Annotated in this window: 22 protein-coding genes; 12 read left to right on the top strand and 10 right to left on the bottom strand. The window is 63.9% G+C overall.

Annotated elements, in window-relative coordinates; translation table 11 throughout:
- The first annotated feature begins 3 nt into the window (after nucleotides 1–3).
- From proB to IG169_RS02275, 11 genes are all read left to right on the top strand, one after another.
- The gene (gene proB / locus IG169_RS02325; RefSeq protein ID WP_193174519.1) at nucleotides 4–1122 is read left to right on the top strand and encodes a glutamate 5-kinase; all 1119 of its coding nucleotides are present in this window, start codon (nucleotides 4–6) and stop codon (nucleotides 1120–1122) included.
- 71 nt (nucleotides 1123–1193) lie between these two features.
- A complete protein-coding gene (locus IG169_RS02320; protein WP_193174518.1) occupies nucleotides 1194–2480 on the top strand; it encodes a glutamate-5-semialdehyde dehydrogenase in 1287 nt (428 codons plus the stop codon).
- A 7-nt stretch (nucleotides 2481–2487) separates the two neighbouring features.
- Nucleotides 2488–3141 carry a nicotinate-nucleotide adenylyltransferase gene (locus tag IG169_RS02315; protein WP_193174517.1) on the top strand — a complete coding sequence of 218 codons (654 nt, stop codon included), beginning with the start codon at nucleotides 2488–2490 and terminating at the stop codon, nucleotides 3139–3141.
- Between the two features lie 129 nt (nucleotides 3142–3270).
- Entirely contained in the window at nucleotides 3271–3651 is a 381-nt protein-coding gene (gene rsfS / locus IG169_RS02310; RefSeq protein WP_428982225.1) for a ribosome silencing factor, read from the top strand.
- 30 nt (nucleotides 3652–3681) lie between these two features.
- Nucleotides 3682–4167: a 23S rRNA (pseudouridine(1915)-N(3))-methyltransferase RlmH gene (rlmH, locus tag IG169_RS02305; protein ID WP_193174516.1), complete on the top strand. Its 486-nt coding sequence runs from the start codon at nucleotides 3682–3684 to the stop codon at nucleotides 4165–4167.
- A gap of 292 nt (nucleotides 4168–4459) precedes the next feature.
- Nucleotides 4460–5575, top strand: a complete 1116-nt coding sequence (locus IG169_RS02300; protein ID WP_343225532.1) for a murein hydrolase activator EnvC family protein — start codon at nucleotides 4460–4462, stop codon at nucleotides 5573–5575.
- Between the two features lie 5 nt (nucleotides 5576–5580).
- Nucleotides 5581–6903, top strand: coding sequence for a S41 family peptidase (locus IG169_RS02295; protein ID WP_193174514.1), 1323 nt, complete (start codon nucleotides 5581–5583; stop codon nucleotides 6901–6903).
- 82 nt (nucleotides 6904–6985) lie between these two features.
- Nucleotides 6986–8239, top strand: a complete 1254-nt coding sequence (locus IG169_RS02290) for a divergent polysaccharide deacetylase family protein (protein ID WP_193174513.1) — start codon at nucleotides 6986–6988, stop codon at nucleotides 8237–8239.
- Nucleotides 8240–8247: 8 nt separating this feature from the next.
- Nucleotides 8248–8784 (top strand): RNA pyrophosphohydrolase, encoded by a 537-nt coding sequence (locus IG169_RS02285; RefSeq protein WP_193174512.1) that lies wholly within the window; start codon nucleotides 8248–8250, stop codon nucleotides 8782–8784.
- Entirely contained in the window at nucleotides 8781–9497 is a 717-nt protein-coding gene (locus tag IG169_RS02280; RefSeq protein ID WP_193174511.1) for an aspartate/glutamate racemase family protein, read from the top strand. The genes IG169_RS02285 and IG169_RS02280 overlap by 4 nt, the downstream gene beginning before the upstream one ends.
- Nucleotides 9498–9531: 34 nt before the next feature.
- Nucleotides 9532–10032 (top strand): GNAT family N-acetyltransferase, encoded by a 501-nt coding sequence (locus IG169_RS02275; RefSeq protein ID WP_193174510.1) that lies wholly within the window; start codon nucleotides 9532–9534, stop codon nucleotides 10030–10032.
- Nucleotides 10033–10083: 51 nt separating this feature from the next.
- Here IG169_RS02275 and IG169_RS02270 read toward each other — a convergent pair whose 3' ends face one another.
- The 9 genes from IG169_RS02270 to IG169_RS02230 form a co-directional block, all read right to left on the bottom strand.
- Complete coding sequence (locus IG169_RS02270; protein ID WP_193174509.1) at nucleotides 10084–10491, bottom strand: F0F1 ATP synthase subunit epsilon; 408 nt, start codon at nucleotides 10489–10491, stop codon at nucleotides 10084–10086.
- Between the two features lie 8 nt (nucleotides 10492–10499).
- A complete protein-coding gene (locus IG169_RS02265; protein ID WP_193174508.1) occupies nucleotides 10500–10694 on the bottom strand; it encodes a hypothetical protein in 195 nt (64 codons plus the stop codon).
- 30 nt (nucleotides 10695–10724) lie between these two features.
- On the bottom strand, nucleotides 10725–12188 hold the full coding sequence (gene atpD, locus IG169_RS02260) for a F0F1 ATP synthase subunit beta (protein ID WP_193174507.1): 1464 nt from the start codon (nucleotides 12186–12188) through the stop codon (nucleotides 10725–10727).
- A gap of 14 nt (nucleotides 12189–12202) precedes the next feature.
- The gene (locus IG169_RS02255) at nucleotides 12203–13081 is read right to left on the bottom strand and encodes a F0F1 ATP synthase subunit gamma (RefSeq protein ID WP_193174506.1); all 879 of its coding nucleotides are present in this window, start codon (nucleotides 13079–13081) and stop codon (nucleotides 12203–12205) included.
- Nucleotides 13082–13117: 36 nt separating this feature from the next.
- Nucleotides 13118–14647, bottom strand: a complete 1530-nt coding sequence (gene atpA / locus IG169_RS02250) for a F0F1 ATP synthase subunit alpha (RefSeq protein ID WP_193174505.1) — start codon at nucleotides 14645–14647, stop codon at nucleotides 13118–13120.
- Nucleotides 14647–15204 carry a F0F1 ATP synthase subunit delta gene (locus IG169_RS02245; protein ID WP_193174504.1) on the bottom strand — a complete coding sequence of 186 codons (558 nt, stop codon included), beginning with the start codon at nucleotides 15202–15204 and terminating at the stop codon, nucleotides 14647–14649. Before IG169_RS02245 ends, atpA begins: the two co-directional genes overlap by 1 nt.
- 224 nt (nucleotides 15205–15428) lie before the next feature.
- Nucleotides 15429–15821 (bottom strand): AGROH133_08824 family phage infection protein, encoded by a 393-nt coding sequence (locus IG169_RS02240; protein WP_193174503.1) that lies wholly within the window; start codon nucleotides 15819–15821, stop codon nucleotides 15429–15431.
- 35 nt (nucleotides 15822–15856) lie between these two features.
- Nucleotides 15857–16783 (bottom strand): DMT family transporter, encoded by a 927-nt coding sequence (locus tag IG169_RS02235; protein WP_343225530.1) that lies wholly within the window; start codon nucleotides 16781–16783, stop codon nucleotides 15857–15859.
- Between the two features lie 51 nt (nucleotides 16784–16834).
- The gene (locus IG169_RS02230) at nucleotides 16835–19021 is read right to left on the bottom strand and encodes a primosomal protein N' (RefSeq protein WP_193174502.1); all 2187 of its coding nucleotides are present in this window, start codon (nucleotides 19019–19021) and stop codon (nucleotides 16835–16837) included.
- 84 nt (nucleotides 19022–19105) lie between these two features.
- On the opposite strand from IG169_RS02230, the gene fsa reads away from it, so the two are divergent.
- Nucleotides 19106–19759, top strand: a complete 654-nt coding sequence (gene fsa, locus IG169_RS02225; protein ID WP_193174501.1) for a fructose-6-phosphate aldolase — start codon at nucleotides 19106–19108, stop codon at nucleotides 19757–19759.
- A gap of 68 nt (nucleotides 19760–19827) precedes the next feature.
- Here the strand turns inward: fsa and IG169_RS02220 are convergent, their stop codons facing one another.
- Nucleotides 19828–20727, bottom strand: a complete 900-nt coding sequence (locus tag IG169_RS02220; RefSeq protein ID WP_193174500.1) for a 1-acyl-sn-glycerol-3-phosphate acyltransferase — start codon at nucleotides 20725–20727, stop codon at nucleotides 19828–19830.
- Between the last annotated feature and the right edge of the window lie 6 nt (nucleotides 20728–20733).

The raw sequence follows: 20733 nt of genomic DNA, 5'->3' as shown, positions 1-20733 counted from the left end.
GCCATGGCCGGCCGCCTCGCTCCCTACAAGCGGATTGTCGTCAAGATCGGTTCCGCCCTGCTCGTCGACCGGAAGTCCGGTCTCAAGCGCGGCTGGCTGCAAAGCCTCGCCCGCGACATTGCCGGCCTGCGCAAGGCCGGCCACGAAATCCTCGTTGTTTCCTCCGGCGCCATCGCCATGGGCCGCACCGTCCTCGACCTGCGCGCCGGCTCCCTGAAACTTGAGGAGAGCCAGGCCGCTGCCGCCGTCGGCCAGATCGCGCTGGCGCGCGCATGGGACGAGGCGCTCGGCGCGCAGGACATCACCACCGGACAGGTCCTCGTCACAATCGACGACACGGAATCGCGCCGCCGCTACCTCAACGCGCGCGCCACCATCGGCGCGCTTCTGCGCATGAAGGCGGTGCCGGTCATCAACGAGAACGACACCGTCGCCACCTCGGAAATCCGTTACGGCGACAACGACCGCCTCGCCGCCCGTGTGGCGACGATGATGAATGCCGACCTCCTCGTGCTGCTCTCCGATGTCGACGGGCTCTACACCGCGTCCCCCGCAACCGATCCCGACGCGCGCCATCTGGCGGACGTCGCCGCGATCACGCCGGAGATCGAGGCGATGGCCGGCGATGCCGCCTCTGAATTGTCGCGCGGCGGGATGCGCACCAAGATCGAGGCGGGCAAGATCACGACCCAGGCCGGGACGGCGATGATCATCGCCAGGGGATCGTCCGATCATCCTCTCGAGGTTCTCGGCAGTGGCGGCGCCTGCACCCTGTTCCATCCGAATCCGGCGCCGGTTTCCGCCTGGAAGAGCTGGATCGCCGGCCAACTCGAACCGCAGGGCCGGCTCGTCGTCGATGCCGGCGCGCACACTGCACTCAAATCCGGCAAGAGCCTGCTGGCCGCCGGCGTCAAGCGAGTCGACGGCACCTTCGAACGCGGAGACACGCTGGCGATCGTTCTGGAAGGCAGCGGCGCGGAGATCGCCCGCGGCCTTGCCGGCTACGATTCCGGCGAGGCGGCGAAGATCGCCGGCCACCGGACATCCGAAATCGAGGCGATCCTCGGCTATGCGCCGCGCGCCGCGATGGTCCATCGCGACGACATGGTCGTGAAAGCATAGGCACTCGCCGCCGCATTGCCCTCCGGCCCGTTGAGCGTTAAAGAAACGGCTCCGGAAAAGGACACGTAACAATGCTGACCAGGGCCGACAATAAGCATGTCGATATCGCCGCCTTGATGGCGGATATGGGTGCGCGCGCGAAATCCGCGAGCCGGCCACTGGCGATTGCATCCACCGAACAAAAGAACACCGCTCTCACTGCTATGGCGGACGCAATCGTTTCGGGGTGCGACGACATTCTCGCCGCCAATGCCATCGACATGGCCAATGCCGAGGAAGCCGACCTGACGCCCGCCTTCAGGGACCGCCTGAAGCTGACGGCGGATCGCGTCGCGGCCATGGCCGACGGCATCCGCGCCATCGCCGAACTCGCCGATCCGGTCGGCACCGTGATCGCCGCCTGGGAACGCCCGAACGGCCTCAAGATCGAGCGCGTGCGCACGCCGCTCGGCGTCATCGGCGTGATCTATGAAAGCCGCCCGAACGTGACGGCCGATGCCGGCGCGCTCTGCCTGAAGGCCGGCAATGCCGTGATCCTGCGCGGCGGATCGGATTCACTCAATTCCTCGCAGGCGATCCATGCCTGCCTCGCCGCAGGCCTGAAAACCGCCGGCCTGCCCGAGGACGCCATCCAGCTCGTGCCGGTGACCGACCGCGCCGCCGTCGGCGAAATGCTCTCCGGCCTCGACGGCGCCATCGACGTGATCGTGCCGCGCGGCGGCCGCAGCCTTGTCGAACGCGTGCAGACGGATGCCCGCGTGCCGGTCTTCGCCCATCTCGAGGGCCTGTGCCACGTCTATGTCGACAAGTCCGCCGACCTCGAAATGGCAAAGGCGATCACTGTCAACGCCAAGATGCGCCGCACCGGTATATGCGGCGCTGCCGAGACCCTGCTGGTCGACCGCGCCGTCGCCGAGACCCATCTCGTCCCGATCCTCGATGCGCTCCATTCAGCCGATTGCGAGATCCGCGGCGACGCCGATGTCTGCAAGCTCTGGCCGAAGGCGACGCTCGCGACCGAGGCGGACTGGCTGACCGAATATCTCGGACCGATCATCGCCGTCGCGCTGGTCGACGGCATCGGCGGCGCCATCGATCACATCGCGCGCTATTCCTCCAATCACACCGAGGCCGTGATCGCCGAGGACGAAACCGTCGTCGACCGCTTCTTCAACGAAGTCGACAGCGCCATCCTGCTGCACAACGCCTCGACGCAGTTCGCCGATGGCGGCGAATTCGGCATGGGCGCCGAGATCGGCATCGCCACCGGCAAGATGCATGCGCGCGGCCCGGTCGGCGTCGAACAGCTGACCTCCTTCAAATACCGCGTGCGGGGCACCGGTCAGATCCGCCCCTGAACGCCCGATGACAGGACCGGGGGAACGTTATCCGGGCGTCGCCCGCAAATATCTGCGCATGCCGCATGTCGAGCCCGGCATGACGGTTGGCCTGTTCGGCGGGTCCTTCAATCCGCCGCACAGCGGCCACCAGCTCGTCACCGAAATCGCGCTGCGCCGGCTCGGACTCGATCAGCTCTGGTGGATGGTGACGCCGGGAAATCCGCTCAAGGACACCCGCGGTCTGCCGCCGCTCGCCGACCGCATCGCCTGGTCGGAGAAGATCAATGCCGATCCGCGCGTCAAGGTGACCGCCTTCGAAGCCTCGCACGATGTCCGCTTCACCGCCGACGCGCTCGCCGTGGTCCGCCGCTACAACCCGGGCGTCCGCTTCGTCTGGATCATGGGCGCCGACAATCTGGCGAGCTTTCATCACTGGCAGAACTGGCGCGACATCGCGTCGACCTTTCCCATCGCGGTGGTCGACCGGCCTGGCGCGACCTTGTCCTACCTGTCGTCGAAAATGGCGATAACCTTCGACTATGCCCGCGTCGACGAGTGCGACGCCGCACTGCTCGCATCGCTTCCGGCGCCCGCCTGGACGTTCCTGCACGGCCCCCGTTCGCCGGTCTCCTCGACCGCGATCCGCAATGGCTCGAAACCGTCCGTTAACGAAGCTTGAAGGCGCCTGTCTTGAAAGTGTTAACGGCTCGTGACTATCTTTGTGGTGTGGAAGGCGAATCACCTTCCGCATCGTTTGTTCCGAATTGAAAGGAAGCACTTGAGAACAACGACACTTAAGAAGGACGATATTGCGCCTTCGACGCCCGACATCGGCGAAGCACACGCTGCAGATCGGGCTCTTGAACTGGTCCGGGAAAGTCTCGAAGACTCCAAGGCCGAAGACATCGTTTCCATCAATATCCAGGGCAAATCCGCACTCGCCGATTACATGGTGATTGCGTCGGGCCGTTCCCATCGTCACGTGGGCGCGGTGGCCGATCATTTGCTGCGGGCATTGAAGGAGGCCGGTTACGGCACCGCCAAGGTCGAAGGCCTGTCCTCTGCGGACTGGGTCCTGATCGACGCCGGCGACGTGATCGTCCACGTCTTCCGTCCGGAAGTCCGTGACTTCTACGCGCTGGAAAAAATGTGGCAGGAGCCTGAGGAAACGCCGGGCACCCTTCATTAGGGTTTGCGGCTTCACCAGACCTGAAGCGCGATGCGGTTGACCATCTTTGCGGTGGGCCGGATGAAATCCGGCCCCGACGCCGACCTTGTGTCGCGCTATGCGGACCGGCTCGCCAAGACCGGAAAATCACTCGGTTTCGACTTCGAGGGTCTGACCGAGATCCAGGAAAGCCGGGCCCAGACGGCCGACCAGCGCAAGGCAGAGGAGAGCGGGAAATGCGCGGCTTTGGCCGGTGAGGCCTCGACAGTGCTCGTTTTGCTCGACGAACGAGGAAAATCCCTCACCTCGCGCCAATTCGCCGACAGGCTGGCCGATTTCCGCGACCGCGGCACCGCGCGTATCGTCTTCGCGCTCGGCGGCCCTGACGGGCATGACCCGCAATTGCGCGCAAGGGCCGACCTCGTGATTTCCTTCGGCAACCAGACCTGGCCGCATCAACTCGCCCGGATCATGCTCGCCGAGCAGCTCTACCGCACCATGACGATCCTTTCCGGCCATCCCTATCATCGCGATTGAACCGGCGGGGTCATCATCTGGCCGAACTTCGCGGTTCCATTGCCGGCGCGCTAGGATAGACTTTGCCGCAGGAAACAAAGCGATTCTTTTTCGACGCCTGATGCGATTCCCGTCCCGCTCCACATGTCTGCTGCTCGCCTGCCTCGCAGGCGCGCCCGCGGCCGCGCTCGCGCAGGAAAAGTCCGACACCGACGCCTTGGCGAAAAGCCTCGAGCAGAACGCGACGCAACTGACCGGAATCCTGCGCCAGCAGGCGATCTCGACCAAGCGCAGCAACGAACTGCAAACCGAGGTGGCGCGCATCCGCAAGGACCGCGAGTCGCTCAACACCGCCATCATCCAGGCCGCCAAGACCGAAAAAAAGCTCTCCGCCGATGTTCTCGACCTGGAGGAACGGCTTGTTGCAACCGGTCGCGAGGTCGATACGGTGCATGCCAGCCTGCGTGACAGGAAGGCGCTGCTTGCCGAGGTGCTCGCGGCATTACAGCGCATGGGGCTCAATCCGCCGCCCGCGATCCTCGTCACGCCGGAGGATGCGCTGTCCTCGGTCCGAAGCTCCATCCTCCTGAGCGCGGTCGTGCCCGACATGCGCGACGAAATGCTCGTTCTCGTTGCCGATTTGAAGGAATTGAAGCGGCTGAAGGCAACTTACGAGGCCGAACGCGAGCAGTTGCGCACGACGCTCTCCGGGCAGAAGGAGGAGCAGGTCCGGCTTTCACTTTTGCTTGAGGAGAAAAAAACACTCGAAAGGAGCAAGAACAGCGCTCTTGCCGCCGAACAGCAGCGCGCCGCCGAACTCGCGTCGAAGGCGGCGAACCTGCAGGACCTGATCGGCTCGATCGAGCAGGAAATCCAGTCGGCGCGCGAGGCTGCCCAGACGGCGCGCCTCGAAGCCCAGCGCCGGATCGACGAGGGCCGCGAACGTGCTGAAAAACAAGCGCTTTCTTCAGCGCGCATCACCCCTGCCTATGCCTTTTCGGACCTCACCGGCAAGCTCGCGAAGCCCGTGGCTGGCCGCATAATTACCGCATTTGGCGACGATGACGGCTATGGTAGCCGGACTCAGGGCGATACGATCGAAGCTGCTCCCGGGGCCTATGTAACCGCGCCGTCGGATGGCTGGGTCCTCTATGCGGGCCCGTTCCGCTCCTACGGACAACTCTTGATCCTGAATGTCGGTGACGACTATCATGTAGTGCTCGCCGGAATGGAGCGCATCGATGTCAGCCAAGGTCAGTTCGTTTTGGCTGGTGAGCCGGTAGGCGCGATGGGTACGATACATTTGGCTAGCGTTTCGGCCGCAGCCGCTGCAAATGAAAACCCGACGCTCTATGTTGAGTTCAGGAAAAATGGCAAACCGGTAGATCCCGGTCCCTGGTGGGAAACGATCGGTTCTGGAAGGACATGAAGGATATGATGCGAAAGTTCTCACTGCTGTTCGCCGGCGCGTTGATGGGGGCCGCCTCCATGCTGGCCTTTTCCGGCCATGGCCTGATTTCGGCGAATGCCGCCGGCAGCGACACCTATAAGCAGTTGGCGATCTTCGGTGACGTATTCGAGCGCGTACGCGCCAACTACGTCGAACAGCCGAGCGACAAGAAGCTGATCGAAAGCGCGATCAACGGCATGCTTGCCTCGCTCGATCCGCATTCCTCCTACATGAACGCCGAAGACGCGGCCGACATGCGCACCCAGACCAAGGGTGAATTCGGCGGTCTCGGCATCGAGGTCACCATGGAGGACGAACTCGTCAAGGTGATCACGCCGATGTTCGGCACGCCCGCCGAAAAGGCAGGCGTCCTTGCCGGCGACCTGATCTCCAAGATCGACGGCGAGGAAGTCCGCGGCCTGACGCTTCAGGACGCCGTCGACAAGATGCGGGGCGCGGTCAACACGCCGATCAAGCTGACGATCCTGCGCAAAGGCGCCGACAAGCCGATCGACATCACGGTCGTCCGTGACATCATCAAGGTCCAGGCCGTGCGCTACCACGCCGAAAACGACATCGGCTATCTGCGCGTGATCTCGTTTACCGAACAGACCTTCGACGACCTCCAGCAGGCCATCGACAAGCTGACCGAGGAAATCGGCAAGGATAAGCTGAAGGGCTTCATCCTCGATCTCCGCCTCAATCCGGGCGGCCTGCTCGACCAAGCGATCAACGTCTCCGACGCCTTCCTCGACAAGGGCCTGATCGTTTCGACGCGCGGCCGTGACGACCGCGACAGCCGCCGCTATTCGGCGCGGCCGGGCGATCTGACCGGCGGCAAGCCGCTGGTAGTGTTGATCAACGGCGGATCGGCGAGTGCCTCGGAAATCGTTGCCGGCGCGCTGCAGGATCATCGCCGCGCAACCGTCATCGGCACCCAGTCCTTCGGCAAGGGCTCGGTCCAGACGATCATTCCGCTCGGCGAGAACGGCGCCCTGCGCCTGACGACGGCGCTGTACTACACACCGGCCGGCATCTCGATCCAGGGCAAGGGCATCACGCCGGACATCAAGGTCAACCAGACCATTCCGGAAGAACTGCTCGGTCGTGACCTGACCCGCGGCGAATCGGATCTGCGCGGTCACATCCCCGGTGCCGAGGAGGATTCGAAAGGATCCGGCTCCATCGCCTATGTGCCGCAGGACGCCGACAAGGACGACCAGCTTAAATTCGCGCTGGCCCTGATGCGCGGCGAGAAGTCTGATCCGTCCTATCCGCCGGATCCGGCAAAGGCGCTTCCGAACTGATCCGTTGCCAAAGGCACGAAAACCCATGTTACAAAAGGCCACCGGTTACGGTGGCCTTTTTGATTCGCGGCGGTAACAGACGATGACCGATCTCAACGCACCCCTCGGACAGTCCGGCAGGAAGCCTCCCGGAGCGGCAGGGCGTCGGCCGTCTCCCGAAAAGCCGCGCCGCGAACGAAGCGGCCGCAGTGTCGTTCCGGTTGCCGCCGGCATCTTCGTCTGCATCATCGGCCTCAACGCCTATGCGGCCTTCCTGCGCGATCCCCTGCCCGAAACGGCGTCGATCGCGCTTGCGGAACAGGCCGCCGAACCATCTGCCGATACGGGCCCGGTAACCGGATCGGTCGCAGCACCCGCCCAGAACGACACGTCCGGCGTCAATATCGTCTATGGCAAGCCAAGCGACGGATCGCAGGATACCGGCACCGATGCGGCCGCCGCGACGCCTGATGCGGGTCCACCCGTCGCGGAGGGCCGTATATCCGAAGGCGGCCCGAAGATCATCATTGTGCGCGATCCGTCCGCGGCAACTGTCGGCCAGCCGGTGCAGGTCGCTCACCTGCCCGAGGAATCCGCGCTCGAATCGAGCAAATGGGGCGAATTGCCGGTCCGCGCGCCGGACGGACGCCGGCCGATGGATATCTATGCGCGGCCATGGTCTTCGGCCGGCGGCAAGCGCATCGCCGTCGTCATCGGCGGCCTCGGCCTTTCGCAAACTGGCACGTTGCGCGCGCTCAAGGACCTGCCGCCCGAAATCACGCTTGCCTTCGCGCCGCAGGGCAACAGCCTCGAACGCTGGATGCGCCAGGCGCGCAAGGACGGGCACGAATTGCTCGTCCAGGTTCCGATGGAGCCCTTCGACTATCCGCAAAGCGATCCCGGACCGCAGACCCTGACCGTGGAGGCGACCAAAGAGGCCAATCTGGCCAATTTGCGCTGGGCGCTTGGCCGGATCACCAACTATACCGGCATTGTCAACTATCTCGGCGGCCGCTTCGCGACCGACGACAAAGCGATCGGGCCGGTCCTGCGCGAGGTCGGCGAACGCGGGCTGCTCTACATGAACGACGGCACTGCCGGCGGCAAGCAGCTGGCATCGCTCGCCCGCGCCTATGATGTTCCCTATGTATCCGGGCAGGTCGTGCTCGACACGACACAGGATCCGTCGGCCATCAATGCGCGGCTGAAGGAACTGGAAAAGATCGCCGAAGTGAACGGCTATGCGATCGGCACCGGATCGGCCTTCGAGGCGACGGTCGACACCGTCGCGGCTTGGGCGAACGGCGCCAAGAAACGCGGATTCGAAATCGTCGGTGTTTCGGCACTGGCGCGATAGGACCGGACATGGCCAAGACGAAGACAAAACGCACGCCGCAGGATCTTCCCTACCGTCCCTGTGTCGGCATCATGGTGCTGAACCGCGACGGACTTGTCTGGGCCGGCAAGCGGGCCAAGGAAGGCAACACCGAATATACCGGCCACCCGAAGCTCTGGCAGATGCCGCAGGGCGGCATCGACAAGAACGAGGACCCGCTGCCGGCTGCCCTGCGCGAACTCTACGAGGAAACCGGCATGCGCTCGGTCGAACTGATCGAGGAAGCGCCGCAATGGATCAACTACGATCTGCCGTCCGAGATGATCGGCATCGGCCTGAAAGGCAAATATCGCGGACAGACGCAGAAATGGTTCGCCTTCCGCTTCACGGGCGACGAGAGCGAGATCCGGATAGATCCGCCGCCGGACGGCCACGAACGCGAGTTCGAGGACTGGGCGTGGCTGCCGATGACGGAGCTGCCGGATTTGATCGTTCCGTTCAAGCGCGGCGTATACGACGAACTGGTGCGCGTTTTCGGGCATCTGGCGGGAGTGAAGACCCCATGATGCTGATCGGCCTCCTTGGCGGCATGAGCTGGGAATCGACGGCGATCTATTATCGCGCGATGAACGTGGCCACGCGGGCCGCGCTCGGCGGCCACCATTCGGCGCGCATCCTGATGCATTCCGTCGATTTCGAGCCGATCCAGCACCTCCAGCACGAGGGCAAGTGGGGCCAGTGCGCCCGCATTCTCGTCGACGCGGCAAAGTCGCTGAAAGCGGGCGGCGCCTCGTTCCTGGTGATCGCCACCAACACCATGCACAAGCTCGCCGACGAGATCGAGGAAGGGTCCGGCCTGCCGGTGCTCCATATCGCCGATCCGACCGGCGAGGCGATCGTCAGGGCCGGATACAAGAAGGTCGGCCTGCTGGCGACCCGCTTCACCATGGAAGAGCGGTTCTACCGCCACCGTCTCGAAAGCCGCTTTCACCTCGATGTCGCCGTCCCCGACGAGGACGAACGCGCCGACATCCACCGCATCATTTACGATGAACTGTGCCTCGGGACCGTCAGCGAAGTGTCGGCCGCCCGGTTTCGCCAGGTCATCGATCACATGAAATGGGCCGGCTGCGATGCGGTGATCCTGGGTTGCACCGAAATTTCGATGCTGGTCTCCGCCGACACCGCCGCCCTGCCCGTGTTCGACACGACGGCCTTGCATGCGCAGGCAGCCGTCGCTCTATCGCTACAGGGCGAGTTGCTTGGCCTGAAGACATGACGCGCCGGACCGGGCGCCGGAAAGCGAGGTTGACATGATCCTCGAAAAGATCGCGTTTCGCGCGGGCGAACCGGAAGACCGCCTCGGCATATTGGCGGTCCAGCGCCGCGCCTTTGGCGGCGAGGCGGAGGCAAAACTGGTCGACCGGCTGATCGAAGGTCCGGAAAAGACCATTTCGATGGTCGCGGACCTCGACGGCATGATCGTCGGCCACATCCTGCTGACCGAGCTGGCCGGCCCGGAAAGGAGCCTCGCGCTTGCACCGCTCGGCGTCGATCCCGAATGGCGCGATTTCCTGATCGGAACGGAACTGACCAACCGTGCCATCGCCAAGGCCCGCGACGAGGGCTGGCACTCGATCTTCGTCCTCGGCGATCCGGTCTATTACGGCCGCTTCGGCTTCAAGTCCGCGCTTGCCGAACATGTGAAGGCGCCATGGCCCGGACCCAATTTCATGGCGCTCGAACTGGTTCCCGGCGCCGTGTCGGACTATCGCGGACCCGTCACCTATCCGGACGCGTTCTCCGACGCCTGAAACGAAAAAGGCCCGCGATGCGGGCCTCTCGAACACATTTGGATTTGGACTTTATGCCGGAATGACAGCGGCTTGCAGCGTCGTCAGCTGGTCGAGATACATCTGCGCCTTGGTGACCGCCTCGTCGCCTTTCGCATCGGCCAGATCCTCGCGTGCGTGCTGGATCCGCTGGGCGACATCAGCCGCGTCGATGTCCTTCACATTGACCGCGGATTCGGCGAGCAGCGTGCAGGAATCCGGAACGATGTCGATGAACCCGCCGAAGACGCAATAGCGTTCCATGTTGCCGGCGGCGTTCTTCACCTCGACCACGCCCGGCTGCAGCGTCGCCATCACCGGAGCGTGCCTGGAGAGGACGGTGAAATAGCCTTCCTGGCCCGGCACGACCACTTCCAGGACGTCTTCCGACACCAGAAGCCGCTCCGGAGAGACCAGTTCGAATTTGAATGCGTCAGCCATATCTCAGATCACTCAGCCTGTTTTTCTGACAACGTCGCGACGAACCCAAGCACCGTCCCGATCAGCGTCCCGGCGATCACGTTGAACGCGGTCGAATTGGCGAAGTCTATGCCAAAGAACTGATCGAGCGAATCCGGCCCGATCACGAGCCCGGTCAGCGCGCCGGCGAGAGCGATCTCTGCAACTGCGACCAACCGGTTCATGGCGTTACCCCGCTTGCCTTACGGCGCGCGTCAGGCTGCTTCCGCAGCCAGACGCTGTGCCTTTTCCATCGCTTCCTCGATCGTGCCGACCATGTAGAAGGCGGCTTCGGGAAGATGGTCGTAATCGCCGGCGACGAGGCCCTTGAAGCCCTTGATCGTGTCGGCGAGGTCGACGAGCTTGCCCGGCGCACCGGTGAAGACTTCGGCGACGAAGAACGGCTGCGACAGGAAGCGCTCGACCTTGCGGGCGCGTGCCACGGTCAGCTTGTCTTCTTCCGACAGCTCGTCCATGCCGAGGATGGCGATGATGTCCTGCAGCGACTTGTAACGCTGCAGCGTCTGCTGGACCTCGCGGGCCACCTGGTAGTGTTCCTCGCCGACGACCTGCGGGTCGAGCATGCGCGAGGTGGAGTCGAGCGGGTCGACGGCCGGGTAGATGCCCTTCTCGGAGATCGCGCGGTTGAGAACCGTCGTCGCGTCGAGGTGGGCGAACGAGGTCGCCGGGGCCGGGTCGGTCAGGTCGTCGGCCGGCACGTAGATGGCCTGCACCGAGGTGATCGACCCCTTGGTGGTGGTGGTGATGCGCTCCTGCAGCGCGCCCATGTCGGTCGCCAGCGTCGGCTGGTAACCCACAGCCGACGGGATGCGGCCGAGCAGGGCCGACACTTCCGAACCCGCCTGCGTAAAGCGGAAAATGTTGTCGACGAAGAACAGCACGTCCTGGCCCTGGTCGCGGAAATATTCGGCGATGGTCAGGCCGGTCAGACCGACGCGAGCGCGTGCGCCCGGCGGCTCGTTCATCTGGCCATAAACGAGCGCCGCCTTGGAGCCCTCGCCGCCGCCTTCCTTGTTCACGCCGGACTCGACGAACTCGTGATAGAGGTCGTTGCCCTCACGGGTGCGCTCGCCGACGCCGGCAAACACCGAGTAACCGCCATGCGCCTTCGCAATGTTGTTGATTAGTTCCTGGATGAGCACGGTCTTGCCGACGCCCGCGCCGCCGAACAGGCCGATCTTGCCGCCCTTGGCGTAGGGAGCCAGCAGGTCGAGGACCTTAATTCCTGTGACGAGGATTTCGGCTTCCGTCGACTGCTCGGTATATTCCGGCGCCGGCTGGTGAATGCCGCGCATTTCCTCACCCTTGACCGGGCCGGCTTCGTCAACCGGTTCGCCGATGACGTTGATGATGCGGCCGAGCATCTGCGGACCGACCGGAACCATGATCGGCGATCCGGTGTCGACGACCGCCTGTCCGCGCACGAGGCCCTCGGTGGAGTCCATCGCGATGCAGCGCACGGTATTTTCGCCGAGGTGCTGCGCAACCTCCAGAACGAGGCGCTGGCCGTTGTTGATCGTTTCGACCGCGTTCAAAATCTGCGGCAGATGGTCGGAAAACTGCACGTCGACGACGGCGCCGATCACCTGGGCGACTTTGCCTTCCGGGCCCTTGACCAATTTCACGGCGGCCGGTTTCTTTGCTGCTGCTTTTGCCATCGTGTTACCCTTCCTTAGAGCGCTTCCGCGCCAGAAATAATTTCAATGAGTTCCTTGGTGATCTGAGCCTGACGCTGGCGGTTGTAGCTCATCGTCAGCTTGTCGATCATCTCGCCCGCGTTACGCGTGGCATTGTCCATAGCGCTCATGCGCGCGCCCTGTTCGGAAGCGGCGTTTTCGAGCAGCGCCCGGAAAACCTGCACCGAGATGTTGCGCGGAATGAGGTCGGAGAGGATCGTGCCCGCATCGGGCTCGTATTCGTAGATCGCGTCGCCGGCTGTCTGTGCCTCGGCCCCTTCGGCCTGGGCAGGGATCAGCTGCTGCGCGGTCGGGATCTGCGAGATCACCGACCTGAACTCCGAGTAGAACAGCGTGCAGACGTCGAACTCGCCGTCGTCGAAGAGGTCGATCACCTTCTTGCCGATCGAATTCGCGTCGGAGAAGGCGAGGTTCTTGACCTCGCGCAGATCGACCCGGTCGATGACGTGGCTGCCGAGATCGCGGCGCAGGATATCGTAGCCCTTCTTGCCGACGGTGATGATCTTGACCGTCTTGCCGTCGGCGAGGAGCTTGCGAGCATGCTCACGCGCAAGCCGCGCAATCGACGAGTTGAAGCCGCCGCAAAGGCCGCGTTCGGCGGTGCAGACGAGCAGCAGGTGCGTATCGTCCTTGCCCGTGCCGACCATCAGCTTCGGTGCGTCGTCGCCGTCGCCGAGGGTCTGGGCGACGTTGGCGAGCACCGCGCCCATGCGCTGCGAGTAGGGCCGCGCGGCTTCGGCGGCGTCCTGCGCACGGCGAAGCTTCGCTGCCGCCACCATCTGCATGGCTTTGGTGATCTTCTGCGTCGCCTTGACCGAGGCAATGCGGTTTCGAAGGTCCTTGAGTGAAGGCATGCCGGACTGTTCCGTTCCCTGGTTTCGACCCGCGCCTTACGCGAACGACTTCGCGAAAGCGTCGATCTCCGCCTTCAGCTTGGCCTCGATCTCGTCGGAAAGCTTCTGCTCCGAGCGGATCGCCTCGAGCACTTCCTTTCCGTCGGTGCGCATGTGGCTGAGCAGACCCTGCTCGAACTTGCCGACCTGGTTGACGGCGAGCTTGTCGAGATAGCCCTTCACGCCGGCATAGATCACCGCCACCTGCTCTTCCGTCTTCAGCGGCGAGAACTGCGGCTGCTTCAGGAGTTCGGTCAGGCGCGCGCCGCGGTTGAGCAGGCGCTGCGTGGCGGCGTCGAGGTCGGAGCCGAACTGCGCGAAGGCCGCCATTTCGCGGTACTGCGCGAGCTCGCCCTTGATCGAGCCGGCGACCTGCTTCATCGCCTTGATCTGCGCGGCCGAGCCGACGCGCGACACCGACAGGCCGACGTTCACGGCCGGGCGAACGCCCTGGAAGAACAGGTCGGTTTCGAGGAAGATCTGGCCGTCGGTGATCGAGATCACGTTGGTCGGGATGTAGGCCGACACGTCGTTGGCCTGGGTTTCGATGATCGGCAGGGCGGTCAGCGAACCGGCGCCATGATCCTCGTTCAGCTTCGCGGCGCGTTCCAGCAGGCGCGAATGCAGGTAGAAGACGTCGCCCGGATAGGCTTCGCGGCCCGGCGGACGGCGCAGCAGCAGCGACATCTGGCGGTAGGCGACGGCCTGCTTGGACAGATCGTCATACCCGATCAGGGCGTGCATGCCGTTGTCGCGGAAATATTCGCCGATCGTGCAGCCGGCAAACGGTGCCAGATACTGCATCGGCGCCGGGTCGGACGCGGTCGCCGCGATGACGACGGAGTATTCGAGAGCGCCGCGCTCTTCGAGCACCTTCACGAACTGTGCGACGGTCGAGCGCTTCTGACCGACGGCGACGTAGACGCAGTAGAGTTTTTCCTTTTCCGGGCCGTTGTCATGGATCGGCTTCTGGTTGAGGAACGTGTCGAGGATGATCGCGGTCTTGCCGGTCTGGCGGTCGCCGATGACCAGCTCGCGCTGGCCGCGACCGACCGGGATCAGAGCGTCAATGGCCTTCAGGCCGGTCGACATCGGCTCATGTACCGATTTGCGCGGCATGATGCCGGGCGCCTTGACGTCGACGCGCTTGCGTTCCTTGGTCTTGATCGGCCCCTTGCCGTCGATCGGGTTGCCGAGCGCGTCGACGACGCGGCCAAGCAGTTCCTTGCCGACCGGCACGTCAACGATGGCGCCGGTCCGCTTGACAATGTCGCCTTCACCGATCTCGCGGTCGGACCCGAAGATCACGACGCCGACATTGTCGGTTTCGAGGTTGAGCGCCATGCCGCGAGTGCCGCCTGGGAACTCGACCATCTCGCCGGCCTGAACATTGTCCAGACCGTAGACGCGGGCGATGCCGTCACCGACGGACAACACGGTGCCCACTTCGGAAACTTCGGCTTCCTGTCCGAAATTCTTGATCTGGTCCTTAAGGATTGCGGAAATTTCCGCGGCGCGAATATCCATCAGCCGACCTCTTTAAGCGCGAGCTTCATTGATGACAATTTGGTGCGAAGCGACGTGTCGATCTGGCGCGAGCCGATCTTGACGATCAGACCGCCGAGAAGCGACGGATCGACGGTCATGTTGATCTCCACGTCTTTTCCGGCGACATCCTTCAACGTCGCCTTCAGTTCCCTTTCCTGCACTGCCGTCAGCTTGAAGGCGCTGGTCACGTCAGCGGCGACGACGCCCTTGTGCTCGGCGGCAATTGCCCGGAAGGCTTCGATCATGCCCGGCACCGCGAAAAGGCGGCGATTGGAGGCAACGACCTTGAGGAAATTTGCGACCAGGCCGTCGAGGCCGGCCTTCTCGGCAATCGCGGTGATCGCCCGCAGTTGCTCGTCGGTGGAAAAGACCGGGCTGCCGATCAGGCGCCGCAGGTCTTCGCTCTCGTTGATAAGCGCCTCGAACGCGGTCAGTTGCTCCTCGACCTTGGCGAGCGATTTGGACTCGAGCGCGATGTCGAAAAGAGACTGTGCGTAACGGGAAGCAACACCGGAAGTGCGAGATGATTTGGCCACTGGCGATCGCTTCTCTGTTTAATTCCAACACGCACACGGAGCCGGGCCGATTGGCTATGCGCAACGCATTGATCTTGTTGATATTTCTGATTCACATAATGGCACGAAAGTCGCGCCCCGTCTGTGAATTGCGAGCCGTCTAGCACATGCATTTGGCGTGCGCAACACGACCAAGGCCGCCTTTTGTCGCAGAAACGGCGGAATCCGGCCGCATTCGCCTGACTCTACGGCACGATTCCGAAGACATAAACGAGCGGTCCCGCCGCCAGGGCGATCTCGATTGCGATCGATATCCAGTTGAATGCGGTGTTGCCGCGATCGAACAGGATCGAGACAAGGCGCCCCAGCGCGGTGAACGCCCAGCCCGCCCCGAGCACGAGCCAGATGAAGGGCTGGTTGAAGACGATCGCGGTCAGCGCTGTGCCAAGATAGAAGCCCGCCATTGTCGCCCGGCTCTCCGAAACGGCTTCCGGCACGCCGTCGACAGGCCTCAGCCGCATGATGCGCAGCGACAGCCGCGGCGTAAGAAGGCACATCAGGCCGAAGACCAGCGTGACAATGGCCGACGCCCAGGAAAGCCATTCGCCGGGTGATTGCGGGGGGATGATGGAGATCATGGTTCGTCCCGTTTCCTTGTTCTCGCCGGCACGTCTCAGCGCTCGACCGGCGCCGTAATTCGTGACAGTCGCAGCACGCGTTCCCGATACATCAGATAGAGGCCGCTGGCGCAAATGATCGCCGCGCCAACCACAGTCCACCGGTCCGGCAGATCGCCAAAGACGATAAAGCCGAGCAGCGTCATCCACAGAAGCTGGCTGTAGACGAACGGGGCCAGTTTCGGCGCGCTGGCGATGCGGCTCGCCTTGATGAACATGGTGTGGCCGATCATGCCGAAGACCCCGAACACGCAGAGAAGCGCCGTGTCGAAGAGCGTTGTGGGCAGCGCCGCATCCGCCCAGGCGAGCGGCCCGAGCAGCAGGACGCCGACGAGGGAGGGGTAAAAAACAAGGCTCGCCTGGGTTTCCGTGCCGGCCAGCTTGCGGGTCAGGATCGAATAGAGCGCGTAAACGAAGGTCGCCCCGATGGAATAGAGAATGGCGAAGTCGAACATCGCCGTTCCGGGGCGCACGACGACGAGGACGCCGACGAAACCGACCATGATCGCCATCCAGCGGCGCGGCCCGGCCCACTCGCCGAGCAGCGGGCCCGCGAGCGCCGTGACCACCATCGGCGCCGACAGCAAGACGGACACCGTTTGCGCTAGTTGCAACGTCTCCAGCGCCTTGAAGTTCAGATAGGTCGTCAGCGGCAGGGCAAGACCGCGCAGCAAATGCAGAAGGAAATTGCGGATCCGCCAGACATCGGCGTTGACCCAGGCGCGCGACAGGACGAATTGGACGAACGCCTGCGAGGCGAAGCGGCACCAGACAACGAAAAAGGCCGTCAGCCCTGAGGTGACAAGATATTTCGCCGAGGTGTCGAGCAACGCGAACATGAGAAACATGCCGAGCGACAGCGCCAGCGCGACGGGCGGCATCGCTTCTGAATCGACATCGGTACGGGACGTGGTCGGAGACACTTGGCTGCTTTCGGTGAAGTGGTCCGTGCATGCCGCCGGGCCAACTGCTTGTCAAAGAAAACTTTGCGGGTCAATGTCGACGCTAACGCGCACCGAACCACGCGGACGCGGCGCACTACCGATCATGGCACGCAGGAAGGCTTGCAGATTGGCCCGCTCCGGCCCGTGCACAAGCAGCCGGAACCGGTGCCGCCCGCGGATCAGCGCCAGCGGCGCCTCGGCAGGCCCCAGCACCATGATCTCGCCGGCCGGCGCGGCGGCGCGAAGCGCCCGGCCGTGATTTTCCGCCTCGGCGCGGCTGTTGGCGGAAACGATAATCGAGGCGAGACGTCCGAACGGCGGCAGGTGCCCGCGTTCGCGCTCGCCGATCTGGTTCTGGTAGAAGGCCTCGGCATCGCCCGACACGATCGCGCGCATCGCCGGATGCTCCGGCTGGAAGGTCTGGATCAGGCCAAGGCTCTTCTTTCCGGTCCGCCCCGCCCGGCCGGTCACCTGGCTGAGAAGCTGGAAGGTGCGCTCGGCGGCGCGCGGATCGCCGTTCGCCAGACCGAGATCGGCATCGACGACGCCGACCAGCGTCATGTTCGGGAAGTTATGGCCCTTGGCGACCAGCTGCGTGCCGATGACGATATCGACATCACCCTTCTCGATCGCTTCCAGTTCCAGCCGCAGCCGTTTCACGCCACCGAGCATGTCCGACGACAGCACGATGGTGCGCGCATCCGGGAACGCCTCGACGACCTCCTCGGCAATGCGTTCGATGCCCGGTCCACAGGCGACGAGATGGTCGAGCGTGCCGCATTCCGGGCAGGCTTCCGGCACCAGTTCGTGATGGCCGCAGTGATGGCACAGAAGCTGGCCTCGGAAGCGATGCTCGACCAGCCAGCTCGAACAGTCCGGGCACTGGAAGCGGTGGCCGCAGACCCGGCACAACGTCAGCGGCGCGTAACCGCGCCGGTTGAGAAACAGCAGCGACTGCTGTTCCTTCTCCAATGTCGCGCCGATCGCTTTCAGCAAGGGCGGAGACAGGAACTTGCCGCGCGCCGGCGGCGTCCGGCGCATATCGATCGCATGCAGTTCCGGCATCGCAGCCTCGGCGAAACGCCGGTCGAGCCGCACATGGCGATAGCGCCCGCATTCCGCGTTGAAGCGCGTCTCCACCGACGGCGTCGCGCTGGCGAGGATCGCCGGAAAACCGCCAATATGGGCGCGCACCACCGCCATGTCGCGGGCGTGGTAGAAGACCCGGTCCTCCTGCTTGTAAGCGGGGTCATGCTCTTCGTCGACGACGATCAGGCCGAGTTCGCGAAACGGCAGGAACAGCGCCGAGCGCGCACCTGCGACGACCCGGACGCGCCCGTCGGCGATCTGCCGCCAGACCTTTTCGCGAGTCTTCGGGGCGAGATCGGAGTGCCATTCGGCGGGCGGCGCGCCAAAGCGGCCATGAAAGCGTTCCAGGAATGTCTGCGTCAGCGCGATCTCGGGCAGCAGAACCAGCACCTGCTTTCCCTGTTCCAGCGCCGCTGCGATCGCCTCGAAATAGACCTCGGTCTTGCCGGAACCGGTCACGCCTTCCAGCAATGTCGCCGAGAAGCCTTCCGCCGCCACCTGGCCACGCAAGGCGTCGGCGGCGGCCTGCTGGTCGCCCGACAGGTCGGCGGCGTCGTAATCCGGGTCGGGTGTCGCGACGACCGGCATCGGCGGCAGCTCGATCTCCGTAAACGAGCCCGCCTTGACGAGGCCGTCGACGACCGACAGCGAAACGCCGGCGGCATGCGCCAGACCCGAACGCGTCCAGCCGAGACTGTCGGACGCAAGGTCGAGGACGCGGGCGCGCGCCGGCGTCATGCGATCGGGAAGCGCTTCCGTCTTGCGCAGGCCCGGCGTCGACGGCTCGGGATCGAAGGCGGCCGGCACGCGCAGCACCATACGCGCGACCATGCCGGGCGCCGACAGCGTGTAACGTGCGACCCAGTCGACGAAACGGCGCATGTCGGGCGCCACCGGCGGGCAGTCGAACAGATGCTCGATCGCGCGCAATTTCTTCGGATCGACCTTGTCGGCGCTCTCCGCGTCCCAGACGACGCCCGCCACCATGCGCGGGCCGAGCGGCACGGCGACGATCGATCCGGGCTCGACCGCCATGCCCTCCGGCACGGCATAAGTGTATGGCCGTTCCGAAGGCGTCGGCACGAGAACCGGCACAGTGTTGGAAATGCGTGGCGAATCTTGCTTCATTACCCCGTGACCTTGCCTACTCTTTGGTCTAAACGGAAGCCCGATCGAAAACCCCCGCGACGCGGGACAACCAAGGGCGAAGCCATGAAATTCTTTGTCGACACAGCCGACGTGAAGGAAATCCGCGAGTTGAACGACATCGGTCTGCTCGATGGCGTAACCACCAATCCGTCGCTGATCATGAAAGCCGGCCGCGATATCACCGAGGTCACGAAAGAAATCTGCGGGATCGTCGACGGCCCCGTCTCGGCCGAGGTCACAGCACTCGATTTCGACGGCATGATGAAGGAAGCCGAAGTGCTGGCGAAGATCGCCGACAACATCTGCATCAAGGTACCGCTGACCTTCGACGGCCTGAAGGCCTGCAAGGCGCTGACGACCGAGGGCCGCAAGGTCAACGTGACGCTGTGCTTCTCGGCCAACCAGGCACTGCTCGCCGCTAAGGCCGGCGCGACCTTCATTTCGCCGTTCATCGGCCGCATCGACGACATCGGCATCAACGGCATGGAACTGATCGGCGAGATTCGCACGATCTATGACAATTACGGTTTCCAGACCGAAATCCTCGCCGCCTCGATCCGCACCGTGAACCACGTCAAGGAAGCGGCGTTGATCGGCGCCGATGTTGCGACCGTTCCACCGGCGACGCTGAAGGCGCTGGTCAAGCATCCGCTCACCGACAAGGGCCTGGAAGGCTTCCTCGCAGACTGGGCGAAGACCGGCCAGAAAATCGTCTGATCCTGTTACCCGCCGCATGAAAAAAGCCCGCCGATCCGGCGGGCTTTCTAATTGCGTTGAAGAGCTGATCAACCGATGAATTCAGCGCCCGGATCGTCGCGCAGCACATGCTCGCAATGTTTCTGCATGCGCACTGTGAGGTCCTGCACGTCGCCTTCCAGCGTCTCCGGCTCGATCGGCTTGCCGATCGTCATCTTGAAGGGCTGGCCCTTCTTGTTGAGCAGTTCGTGGAACACGGTCATGTCGCGAAGTTCCGGCGTGCGGTGCGACAGCAGGTAGAACAGCTTCGAATTGCGCGCGCTCATGTGCATCGGAATGATCGGCACGTTATAGCGCTTCGCCATGTGAACGCCGGTCGCCTGCCAGGGCCGCTCGTTCAGCCGTCCCTTCGCCCAGTAGGCGATGCGTCCGGACGGGAACAGGATGATCGCCCGGCCGTCCGAGAAGGCGCGGCTGGTGCGCACCAGCGTTTCACGGCTCTTGGCGTGCGACTTCTCGGTCGTGCGCCATTCGACCGGAATGATGACTTCCGAAAGCCGCTGGCTGACGCGAATGGCATCGCGGTTGGCGAAGAACATCAGGTCCGGCCGGGTATCCTTGATCATGTCATAGGCGGCCACGCCGTCGGCAATGCCGGTCGGATGATTGGACACGAGGATGAAGCCGCCGTCCCGGGGCAGGTTTTCCTTGCCCTCGACCGAAATGTCGAGCTGCAGCAACCGGCTGATATATTCAAAACAATCGATGCCGCTGATCTCGGCGACATCATTGGCCATCCGCACGGCCTGATCGTAATAGAGAACCTTGTAGAGCGCCGGACGGATCATCGGCCACATCGGATGCTTGACTAGCGTCTGGCCGCGTTCCTCGATCAGCTGATCCACGATATGCAGGTTGCGCTGGGCGCGCGCGTCGGCCCGGCCCGTGACGATATCGGAAAATGTCGAAGATGCGCTCTGGAATTCCATGGCCAT

Origin of the sequence: Oricola nitratireducens (assembly GCF_014904745.1) — a bacterium.
In the GTDB taxonomy this organism is placed as follows: Bacteria; Pseudomonadota; Alphaproteobacteria; order Rhizobiales; family Rhizobiaceae; genus Oricola; species Oricola nitratireducens.
Note: the sequence above shows the minus strand (reverse complement) of the source record. Positions and strands in the feature narration are given on the sequence as shown.

Excerpts from the sequence above, each read along its gene's own strand:
- proB (WP_193174519.1), top strand. The coding sequence starts at position 4 with ATGGCCGGCCGCCTCGCTCCCTACAAGCGGATTGTCGTCAAGATCGGT.
- IG169_RS02320 (WP_193174518.1), top strand. The coding sequence starts at position 1,194 with ATGCTGACCAGGGCCGACAATAAGCATGTCGATATCGCCGCCTTGATG.
- IG169_RS02315 (WP_193174517.1), top strand. The coding sequence starts at position 2,488 with ATGACAGGACCGGGGGAACGTTATCCGGGCGTCGCCCGCAAATATCTG.
- rlmH (WP_193174516.1), top strand. The coding sequence starts at position 3,682 with ATGCGGTTGACCATCTTTGCGGTGGGCCGGATGAAATCCGGCCCCGAC.
- IG169_RS02295 (WP_193174514.1), top strand. The coding sequence starts at position 5,581 with ATGATGCGAAAGTTCTCACTGCTGTTCGCCGGCGCGTTGATGGGGGCC.
- IG169_RS02290 (WP_193174513.1), top strand. The coding sequence starts at position 6,986 with ATGACCGATCTCAACGCACCCCTCGGACAGTCCGGCAGGAAGCCTCCC.
- IG169_RS02285 (WP_193174512.1), top strand. The coding sequence starts at position 8,248 with ATGGCCAAGACGAAGACAAAACGCACGCCGCAGGATCTTCCCTACCGT.
- IG169_RS02280 (WP_193174511.1), top strand. The coding sequence starts at position 8,781 with ATGATGCTGATCGGCCTCCTTGGCGGCATGAGCTGGGAATCGACGGCG.
- IG169_RS02275 (WP_193174510.1), top strand. The coding sequence starts at position 9,532 with ATGATCCTCGAAAAGATCGCGTTTCGCGCGGGCGAACCGGAAGACCGC.
- IG169_RS02270 (WP_193174509.1), bottom strand. The coding sequence starts at position 10,491 with ATGGCTGACGCATTCAAATTCGAACTGGTCTCTCCGGAGCGGCTTCTG.
- IG169_RS02265 (WP_193174508.1), bottom strand. The coding sequence starts at position 10,694 with ATGAACCGGTTGGTCGCAGTTGCAGAGATCGCTCTCGCCGGCGCGCTG.
- atpD (WP_193174507.1), bottom strand. The coding sequence starts at position 12,188 with ATGGCAAAAGCAGCAGCAAAGAAACCGGCCGCCGTGAAATTGGTCAAG.
- IG169_RS02255 (WP_193174506.1), bottom strand. The coding sequence starts at position 13,081 with ATGCCTTCACTCAAGGACCTTCGAAACCGCATTGCCTCGGTCAAGGCG.
- atpA (WP_193174505.1), bottom strand. The coding sequence starts at position 14,647 with ATGGATATTCGCGCCGCGGAAATTTCCGCAATCCTTAAGGACCAGATC.
- IG169_RS02240 (WP_193174503.1), bottom strand. The coding sequence starts at position 15,821 with ATGATCTCCATCATCCCCCCGCAATCACCCGGCGAATGGCTTTCCTGG.
- IG169_RS02230 (WP_193174502.1), bottom strand. The coding sequence starts at position 19,021 with ATGAAGCAAGATTCGCCACGCATTTCCAACACTGTGCCGGTTCTCGTG.
- fsa (WP_193174501.1), top strand. The coding sequence starts at position 19,106 with ATGAAATTCTTTGTCGACACAGCCGACGTGAAGGAAATCCGCGAGTTG.
- IG169_RS02220 (WP_193174500.1), bottom strand. The coding sequence starts at position 20,727 with ATGGAATTCCAGAGCGCATCTTCGACATTTTCCGATATCGTCACGGGC.